11 protein-coding genes and 1 tRNA gene are annotated in these 8,252 nt (G+C 67.1%); all 12 read right to left on the bottom strand.

Annotated elements, in window-relative coordinates:
• Positions 1 to 472: 472 nt before the first annotated feature.
• Positions 473 to 548: transfer RNA gene (locus tag G5V65_RS17920), tRNA-Phe, on the bottom strand.
• Between the two features lie 128 nt (positions 549 to 676).
• The gene (locus tag G5V65_RS17915; RefSeq protein ID WP_165052861.1) at positions 677 to 856 is read right to left on the bottom strand and encodes a DNA gyrase inhibitor YacG; all 180 of its coding nucleotides are present in this window, start codon (positions 854 to 856) and stop codon (positions 677 to 679) included.
• A complete protein-coding gene (locus tag G5V65_RS17910) occupies positions 853 to 1,896 on the bottom strand; it encodes a ribonuclease E/G (RefSeq protein WP_165052858.1) in 1,044 nt (347 codons plus the stop codon). Before G5V65_RS17910 ends, G5V65_RS17915 begins: the two co-directional genes overlap by 4 nt.
• Positions 1,893 to 2,468, bottom strand: coding sequence for a Maf family nucleotide pyrophosphatase (locus tag G5V65_RS17905; protein ID WP_165052855.1), 576 nt, complete (start codon positions 2,466 to 2,468; stop codon positions 1,893 to 1,895). Before G5V65_RS17905 ends, G5V65_RS17910 begins: the two co-directional genes overlap by 4 nt.
• Positions 2,465 to 2,683 carry a translation initiation factor IF-1 gene (gene infA / locus G5V65_RS17900; RefSeq protein WP_023664579.1) on the bottom strand — a complete coding sequence of 73 codons (219 nt, stop codon included), beginning with the start codon at positions 2,681 to 2,683 and terminating at the stop codon, positions 2,465 to 2,467. The genes G5V65_RS17905 and infA overlap by 4 nt, the downstream gene beginning before the upstream one ends.
• 148 nt (positions 2,684 to 2,831) lie before the next feature.
• The gene (locus G5V65_RS22730) at positions 2,832 to 4,658 is read right to left on the bottom strand and encodes a M10 family metallopeptidase C-terminal domain-containing protein (RefSeq protein WP_165052853.1); all 1,827 of its coding nucleotides are present in this window, start codon (positions 4,656 to 4,658) and stop codon (positions 2,832 to 2,834) included.
• A gap of 112 nt (positions 4,659 to 4,770) precedes the next feature.
• Positions 4,771 to 5,091, bottom strand: a complete 321-nt coding sequence (locus G5V65_RS17890; protein WP_165052850.1) for a hypothetical protein — start codon at positions 5,089 to 5,091, stop codon at positions 4,771 to 4,773.
• Between the two features lie 187 nt (positions 5,092 to 5,278).
• A complete protein-coding gene (locus G5V65_RS17885; protein WP_165052847.1) occupies positions 5,279 to 6,148 on the bottom strand; it encodes a carbon-nitrogen hydrolase family protein in 870 nt (289 codons plus the stop codon).
• Between the two features lie 155 nt (positions 6,149 to 6,303).
• Positions 6,304 to 6,564: a glycine zipper 2TM domain-containing protein gene (locus G5V65_RS17880; protein WP_165052844.1), complete on the bottom strand. Its 261-nt coding sequence runs from the start codon at positions 6,562 to 6,564 to the stop codon at positions 6,304 to 6,306.
• Positions 6,565 to 6,800: 236 nt separating this feature from the next.
• On the bottom strand, positions 6,801 to 7,406 hold the full coding sequence (locus G5V65_RS17875) for a GNAT family N-acetyltransferase (RefSeq protein WP_165052841.1): 606 nt from the start codon (positions 7,404 to 7,406) through the stop codon (positions 6,801 to 6,803).
• The gene (locus tag G5V65_RS17870; RefSeq protein WP_241250631.1) at positions 7,403 to 7,813 is read right to left on the bottom strand and encodes a ketosteroid isomerase-related protein; all 411 of its coding nucleotides are present in this window, start codon (positions 7,811 to 7,813) and stop codon (positions 7,403 to 7,405) included. The genes G5V65_RS17875 and G5V65_RS17870 overlap by 4 nt, the downstream gene beginning before the upstream one ends.
• Entirely contained in the window at positions 7,810 to 8,211 is a 402-nt protein-coding gene (locus tag G5V65_RS17865; protein WP_206526866.1) for an arsenate-mycothiol transferase ArsC, read from the bottom strand. Before G5V65_RS17865 ends, G5V65_RS17870 begins: the two co-directional genes overlap by 4 nt.
• Positions 8,212 to 8,252: the final 41 nt, after the last annotated feature.

Genomic DNA, 8,252 nt, shown 5'->3' with positions numbered 1-8,252 from the left:
CATGACACGAAATCCATAACCAATGGTGGGTCACTTCTCGATGGAAAACCCGGGTCAGCTCTCAGTGCAAATCAACAATCACAAGCAGGGATTGTGTCAAGACGGGCTCGGTTAAACTTCACCCCTCACTGCGGGGCCGCTGTTCAGATGTGGAAATTCAACTGCGTCAGCGTGGCATGCACATCCGGTTCGGCCGGGTGCTCGATACCCTCAATTGCTGTTTCGCCACGACTTGATGAAAGCGAATGACCCAAAGTTCGTCCGCTTCCAACGCGTCCGAAAATGACCTCGCCAAGCTCGATTCTTTTCCCGCCCCACCGCTCCCCAAAACCCGCACAACACTCTTCCCCCACGCCCTCCCACCATGCATTCTGCAACCAAATTGAAGTCCAATTGAAGTCCAGAACCCCAAACCGCAGGAGAACCGCGCCAAGCCACGCAGAGCAACTATCTGATTTTGTTGGATTTTAATTGGTGCCCAGAGCCGGAATCGAACCAGCGACACGCGGATTTTCAATCCGCTGCTCTACCAACTGAGCTATCTGGGCACCGTGATCAAAGGGGCAGGCCCCTTCGGGTGGGCGGGTGATACGTCAGGCGGGCGGGGCTGTCCAGAGGGTTTCGGCAGAAAATTCGTGCGCCCGCAAAGGCCCCGCACAATGGCCAAAGGCCGGTCTCAGTGCCGCCGCGCGGGCGGGTCTTCGCCGGGCTCGGGCAGGTCGGCCTCCTCGGCCGGTTCGGCCGGGATAGCATAGCCCCCCGTCAGCCAGCGCCCCAGATCCACATCCGCGCAGCGGCGCGAACAGAAGGGGCGATAGGCCGCGACCACCGCCTTGCCGCAAACCGGGCAGGTCATGCCCCCGCCTCCAGCAGGGCCGCCAGCGGCAGCCGGTCGCGCTTGCGCGTCATCTCGTAAAGGCCCAGCGCCGTCCAGCCCGCCAGATGGCTTTCGCCGCCCTCGGCCCGGAAGGCCGCCTTCATCACCTGGTCCAGCGTGCCCCGGTCCTTCTTCGGCACCGGCGCGAAATCCACCACCACCTGCCCGCCCAGGCCCCGCAGCCTCAGCTGCCGCGGCAGATCCCGCGCCGCCGCGATATTGGCCTTCAGCGCGGCGGCGGGCGAGGTATCGGGCCCCGTATTCACATCCACCGCCACCAGCGCGCGTGTCGGCTCCACCATCATGTGCCCGCCGCCTGGCAGATCGACCCGGGGCGCCAGCAGCGCGTCGATCATCTCGCGCACGCCATGATCGTCAAACCCGCCCTCGATCACCTCATCCGCCGCGGGCTCGGCCCAGTCGCGCCAGGCCGCCTCATGCGCGCCCGGCCCATCGACCAGCAGTTCCGGCCCCCCCGCCAGATCGGCCACCACGGCGGCGGCCATCTCCTTCATCGCCAGGATATCCTCGGCCACCGCCGCCTCATCCTCGCCCTCGGCGGCCGAGCGCAGGATCAGCCCGTGATCGGCCGGCGCCCCCGCCATCGCCTCTTCCGCCAGCGCCTGCAGATCGGCCCGCGCCGCCTCGTCCCGGATCCGGCGCGAGATGTTGATCCCCGGCGCCCCCGGCGTGACGATCGCCCAGCGCGACTTGAACAGCAGCCGCACCGTCACCGGCACCGCCTTGCCCGGCTCCGTCGGGCCGGTCACCTGCACGATGATCCGCTGCCCCGGCGCCAGGCCCGAGACCTGCCGCAGAAAGCCCGATCCCCCCGGCAGCTTCACGAACATGCCGCCCTGTCCCTTGACGGGCCGGTCCGCCACCGCGCGATAGATCGCGCCCGGCAGCACCTCGTCCCCCGCCGGGTCGATCAGCAGATCCTCCAGCCGCCCGTCCACGATCAGCGCCGCCGCATCGCGGCCCCCGATCTGATCCAGACAGATCACACGCCCCTTCATTCCCGCCTCCAGACCGGCCATCCCGCCGCCTGCAACAGGGCCGCCGTCTCGGCCAGCGGCAGGCCCACGATGCCGGTGAAACTGCCCGAAATCCACGGGATGAAGGCCCCCGCCGACCCTTGGATGGCATAGGCCCCGGCCTTGCCCTCCCATTCGCCGCCCGCCAGATAGGCGTTCAGCTCCGCATCCGACAGCCGCTTCATCTTCACCGCGCTGACGCTCTCGCGCGCCCAGAGCCGCGCGCCCCGGCGCACCGCCACCGCCGTGATCACCTCATGCCGCCGCCCGCCCAGCATCGTCAGGAATTCCGCAGCCTCCCCCGCATCGCGGGGCTTGCCCAGGATGCGGCGGCCCAGCGCCACCGTCGTATCCGCGCACAGGATGATGTCATCAGGACCGGCCGCCACCGCCGCCGCCTTCTCGCGCGCCAGCCGCGCGGCATAGGGGCGGGGCAATTCCCCCTTGCGGGGATCCTCGTCGATATCGGGCGGCAGGATCGCATCCGGCACGATGCCCAGCTGCGCCAGAAGCTCCTTCCGGCGCGGGCTCCCGGACCCGAGGATCAGCTTCACTTGAAGCGATAGTTGATGCGGCCTTTCGACAGGTCGTAAGGCGTCATTTCCACCTGCACCTTGTCGCCTGCCAGAACGCGGATGCGGTTCTTGCGCATCTTGCCTGCCATCGTCGCGATCAGTTCATGGCCGTTGTCCAGCTCGACCCTGAATGTCGCGTTCGGCAGGAGTTCCTTCACGACACCGGGGAATTCGAGGATGTCTTCCTTGGCCATGGTCACTCCAAATGGGGTTTGCGCCCGCAAGCAGGGCTCGCGGGCTTCGGGCACAGCTATTGCGCCCAGTCGGCAGATTTTTCAAGGGGAAAACAGGCATCCGGCGCAGATTGGGGCGGGGCGGGCCATGCCCGCCCCGCCCGATCCGCTAGAACAGCACCAGGTCATTCTCCAGCACGGCCACATCCGTCACGCCCATGACCACCAGCCGGTTGCCGCTGCCGAAGTTGAAGACGATGCTGTCCGCGCGTTCATCGGCCAGGGCCGAGAATGTCTCCCAACTCGCCCCCGCCCCCAGCAGATCCGCCTCGACGCGCAGCGTATCCACATCGTTCTGGAAGCCGAAGATCGTGTCACTGCCCAGCGCATAGACAAAGACATCCGCCCCCAGCCCGCCGGTCATCTGGTCATTGCCCGCCCCGCCATCCAGCCGGTCGGCCCCGTTTCCACCGAACAGCTGGTCATTGCCCGCCTCGCCAAAAAGGGTATCAGACCCGTCCCGTCCCACCAGGCGGTCATCACCGTTCCCGCCGCGCAGCGTATCAAAACCGGCACCGCCATCCAGCAGGTCATTTCCCCCAAGCCCCGACAGCCGGTCGTGGCCCGCATTGCCGGTCAGCTGGTTCACCGCATTATTGCCGACGACGGTATCATTGCCCGACCCGGCCTCGAAATTCTCGATCACCGTGCCCCGGGCGATGGTCATGTTGCCAAGCCCCCCCATCACATCCGACCGCCCCAGCGAGGCGAGCGAGACATTCTGGTTCGTCACATCCTGCGTCATGCGGATCGTGTCGATCCCGCCCTCGTCATAGACGGTGAAGGACCGGGTCGTCATGCCCGCGCCGCCCTCGAAGATGTCGGACAGGAAGGTTCCCAGCGCATTGCCCAGCGTGTTGCCCTCACCCCAGACCGTGTTGCCCGCAGTCGCCCCGCCGCTGGCCGCGCCGTAAAGGTTCTGGATCGCCACGATATCGGCGGGCATCGCCGACAGGATATAGGCAAAGCTGCCCGGATCGGTCGTGTTCTCGTCCTGATGGAAATAGGACATCACCGACATCGACCAGCTGTCGTTCAGGAAATCCTCGTCCTGGCCATAGCTGGCAGCCCCGTTATAGCCGCCCTGATGGCCCAGCCCCAGCGCATGGCCGATCTCATGCACATAGGTCTGGAAGCTGTAGCTGCCATATCCCGTGCCATAGCTGTTCAGCCAGTTCTCGCCGACATTGACCGTGGACCGGTCGATGAACATCCAGGTGGTCAGGCTGTTCGCATAGGCGCCATCGGCCGCGTCATCGAACATGATGTCCGCGTTGTATTCGGCCGAGGCCTGGAAGTCGATATTCGCGACCATCTCCCAGATATCCATCGCCCACAGCGCCAGCTGCTGCCCCGCCGCCGTCAGCGCCGTGATGTTGTAGGTGATGATATTGTCCGTCTGCACATCGAAACTGTGGCGAAGACTGCCGACACTTTCCCAGTATCCATCGGTCAGATAATCCGCCAATTCGTTCAGCGTCCCCACGGCCGGCGGGGCCGGCGGGGCCACTTCGGCAATCGCCAGCCTGTAGCTGCCGGCCTGACTGTCGCCATAGCCGCCCGCCGAAAGGTAGAACGTCCCCCCGGAGGACGGCGTAAAGGAAATCCGCGACGACAGGGCCGAACTGTAGTCGTCATTCTCGGCGATGACGTTGCCGCTGCTGTCCAGCACCCGAAGATAGGTGTCCAGTTCGGGCGTGCTTCCCGTTCCGGCCAGCGTGATCTCATAGGTCTGGCCCGCCACCAGCGTCACCGCGACAAGGTCGCGGTCCCCGCCGGTGATGCTGCCAAGGAATTCATCCCCGACGGCGATGGTCACGATCGAGGGATCGCTGAAGCTGCTGGTGGCATCGCCGGATTCAAGGATCGTCGCCGAGACTGTCACCGTGGGATTGGAATAGGCGCAGTCGTCATCGGGCCGGGGTGCAAAGCACATTGTACACATGGGTCACTCGCATGGAACACAGGGTGGAGGTTGGAACACAGGGTGGAACTTGCCGTGTCAGCCTAGGGGCGGAAAACGCCGAAGTCGGGGCAGCACGGTGGAATCATGGCGGCACTCTCCGGACAAGGCCGCGCGCCATCTGCTGCGCCCAATCGGGCATCAGCGGCCCATCCATCGCCACGACCTGCATCACCAGCCCGGCCTTGCCGTCCCGCCACCAGCGCGCCGCCACCAGATCGGGCCGCGCCACACTTATCTCCAGCATCAGCGCAGTCGCCGCCCCCGCTCCGGCCTCCGCCTGCGCCTCCAGCGCCGCCGCCACAGCCCGGCACAGGGCCTCGGCCTGCGCCGGATCGGCACCCTCGGCCCGCTCGCAGCGCAAGCCGGGCGGCCCCGCCCCGATCACGACCGGGATCGCGCTCACGCCCGCCAGCCCGAGGCAAAGCCCCGCCGCCCAGGCCCGTCCAAAGGGAAAACCCCGCCTTGCCCGCAATCTCGCACCTGCCCTGCCCGCCGGTTTTCCCGGTCATCACCGGCCCCCTGCGAGGGGCCGTTCAACCCGCAATCCTATCAGAATGCGAATATGCGTCAACGCCCGCCCAGCCGCCCGCTCACCCCCGCGCCAGCCGCTCCGCCTGCTCGCCCCAATGCAGATGGTTCAGCACCCCGCCATCGCGCCGCACCTCGGCCACGGCGGCCAGATCCACCTCGGCCACCGCCCAGCCGGGCGCATTCAGCGCGGTCTCGGTGAAGATCCCCGTCGGCGGAAAGCCCCGGTCCGGCGGCCCGTAGATCGCCGCCGCCCCCACATTCTCGTCCACCGCCGGGCACCACTCCGCCAGCCCGACCGTGGGCGAATGCACCGTGATGCACTGTCCCTCCAGCGCCCGCGCCATGGCCCCCACCCGCACCCGCGTGAACCCCGCCAGCGTATCGGTGCAGGACGGCACCAGGATCACCTCCGCCCCCGCCTCCACCAGCCGCCGCGCCAGCAGTGGAAACTCGCTGTCATAACAGATCAGCACGCCGATCCGGCCCAGCGGAGTGTCGAACACCGGCAGGCCCGCGCCCGGCGCCACGAACCAGGTCTCGCGCTCGAACCGCGTCATGATCTGCTTGTCCTGATGCCCGACAATCCCCCCCGGCCCGTAAAGCGTCGCCCGGTTCACCGGCCGCGCCCCGGGGCGGGGCCAGACCGGCCCCGATGCGCCGAGGATATGCACCCCATGCGCCGCCGCCAGCCGCAGATGCAGCCCGTCCACCGCATCCCGCCAGCGCGCCACCTCGACCAGCGCCCGCTCCAGATCCGCCGCCACCTCCGCCCCGCCGAGCGAGGCCAGCTCCATCGCCCCATATTCCGGAAAGACCAGCAGATCCGCCCCCTGCCCCGCGGCCTCTGCCACCCAGGCCGAAAGCTTGGCCTCATAGGCCGCGAAATCGGGAAGGAAGCTCAAGGGATAGGCAGCGGCGGCGATCTTCATGGGCGGGCCTCGGGCAATGCGATCATCCCCCCTTCTTGCCAGTCTTCCGCGCCGGGGAACACCCGTTTCCCCGGCCCCAAAAGCAAAAGCCGGGGCGCGCGCGTGGGATCTGCTCCCGGCCCCGGCTTCCGCAGGATCACCCGCGCGCGCCTGCCTTACGGGCAGGGCGCCACATAGCGGCGGCCATAACGGTCTTCATAGACACAGTCATTGGGCGTATTCGCCCGGCCGATCATGTTGCCCGCCACACCGCCGACCGCCGCGCCGATGATCGCGCCTTCCACCCGGTCATCGGAATCCGAGACCGCCGCGCCCAGCACCGCGCCCGTGGCGGCACCGCCCAGCGTCGCCTGATCCGCAGGCACACAGGCCGCCGTGCCCAGCGCAAGGGCGGAAAGAAGGATGATGTTCTTCATGTCAATGACCTCCGGAGATGTTGTCTGACGACATAACGCGCAAGGCGCCCATCCGGTTCCCTGCCTGATCCGGAATTGTCGCAAGGTCCGGCAGGCACAGGCCGCGATGGCCGTGATCCAGCCCTACAAGCGCCGAACCGCCCCCGGCAATACGCAAGCCGCGCCATGGGCCGGGCCGCGCCGATGCCTCGGCGCGAAACCGGCGGCCTTCCGCCGCACCGCGCTGCAATGCGCCCTCAGATCGCCCGCATCCAGAACTGCAGCGGCTTCACCGTCTCGGCCGCCTCGCCCAGATCCTTCCAGGAAAACTCCGCCACCGCCCCGGGCAAGGGCGCATAGCCCCGCCCCCGCCAGAAGGCATCATTGCTGCGATAGCTGGATGGGCGCTGCGGGTGATCCTCGGGCCGCATCACCGAACAGAAGGCCACATGGCTGCGCCCCAGCTCGCGGGCATGCGCCTCGCGCAGGTCAAAGAAGCGATGCCCGATCCCCTTGCCGCGATATTCCGGCAGCAAGACCGATTCCGCGCCATAAAGGATCTGCTCCAGCGCCACCCCCCGCCCCGCCAGGGGGGCTGCGAATTCGCCCGCATGATCCTCCATCGGGGTCGAGGTGGAGGCCCCCACCAGCACATCGCCGAAAAACGCCCCCACCAGCAGCGCCCCCCCGGATTCCCGGTAGGTGCGCAGGTACTCCCGCTCATAATCCAGCGTGCCGTCATAGAGATAGGGCCAGTCGCGGAACACCGCGATGCGCAGGCGTGCCACATCGTCCAGCGCCGCCTCCAGCGCCGCCCCGCGCAGCGCCCGGACGGTGATCCCCTCCGGCAGGTCGCGGCTCATGCCGATACCTGTGTGATCCAGTCGTTCAGGTTGTAGAAGGTGGTGACGCGCGCGATCCTGCCGCCCTTGATCTCGAAGAACCCGCCCGCGGGCAGGATATAGCGCTGGCCCTTGGCCTCGGGCAGGCCCGGATCGGTTTGCAGATATTCGCCATGCACCACGAATTCCGCCGCCCCCCGCGTGCCCTCGTCATTGGCGAAGATCACCAGATCCTTCAGCTCCTCGCGATAGCTCACCCCCATATGGGAACAGAACTCGGCGAATTTCGCGCGCCCGCGCCGGATGCCGCCCTCGTTCACGCGATGCTCCACATCCTCGGCCACGCAGTCCAGCATGCCGCCCGCATCGCCCGCATTGAAGGCCGCGTAATAGCGCCCGATCAGGGCCATCGCATCCGCTCTCGTCATGTCGTCTCCTCCGTCGGCGGCCCGAACCGCGCCAGCATCCTGTCCCTGATCTGGTCCCGCGCCTGACGGTAGGCCGCCAGCTTCGCCTCGCGGCTTTCGCCCAGGCCCGTGGGATCCAGGATCGGCCAGTATTCTACGTCCAGATGATAGAAACGGGTCAGCTCCAGCGCCGTTCTCTGGCTCGCGGGCGACAGCGCGACGATCAGATCGAACTGCGACAGGTCATCGCCCCATTCCTGCATCTCCTCGAAGGACCGGCTGCGATGGCGGCTCAGCTCGATCCCCAATTCCTTGCAGACGGCGATGGAAAAGCCGTCCACCTCCATGTCGTTCTTCACGCCGGCCGACTGGACATAGGCCCGCTGGCCATACATCTGCTTCATCAACCCCTCGGCCATGGGCGAGCGGACGGCATTGTGATCGCAGCAGAACAGCACCG

Origin of the sequence: Paragemmobacter kunshanensis (genome assembly GCF_011059185.1) — a bacterium.
In the GTDB taxonomy this organism is placed as follows: Bacteria; Pseudomonadota; Alphaproteobacteria; order Rhodobacterales; family Rhodobacteraceae; genus Paragemmobacter; species Paragemmobacter kunshanensis.
The sequence above is the reverse complement of the archived record's forward strand: the minus strand, read 5'-3'. Positions and strand labels throughout refer to the sequence as shown.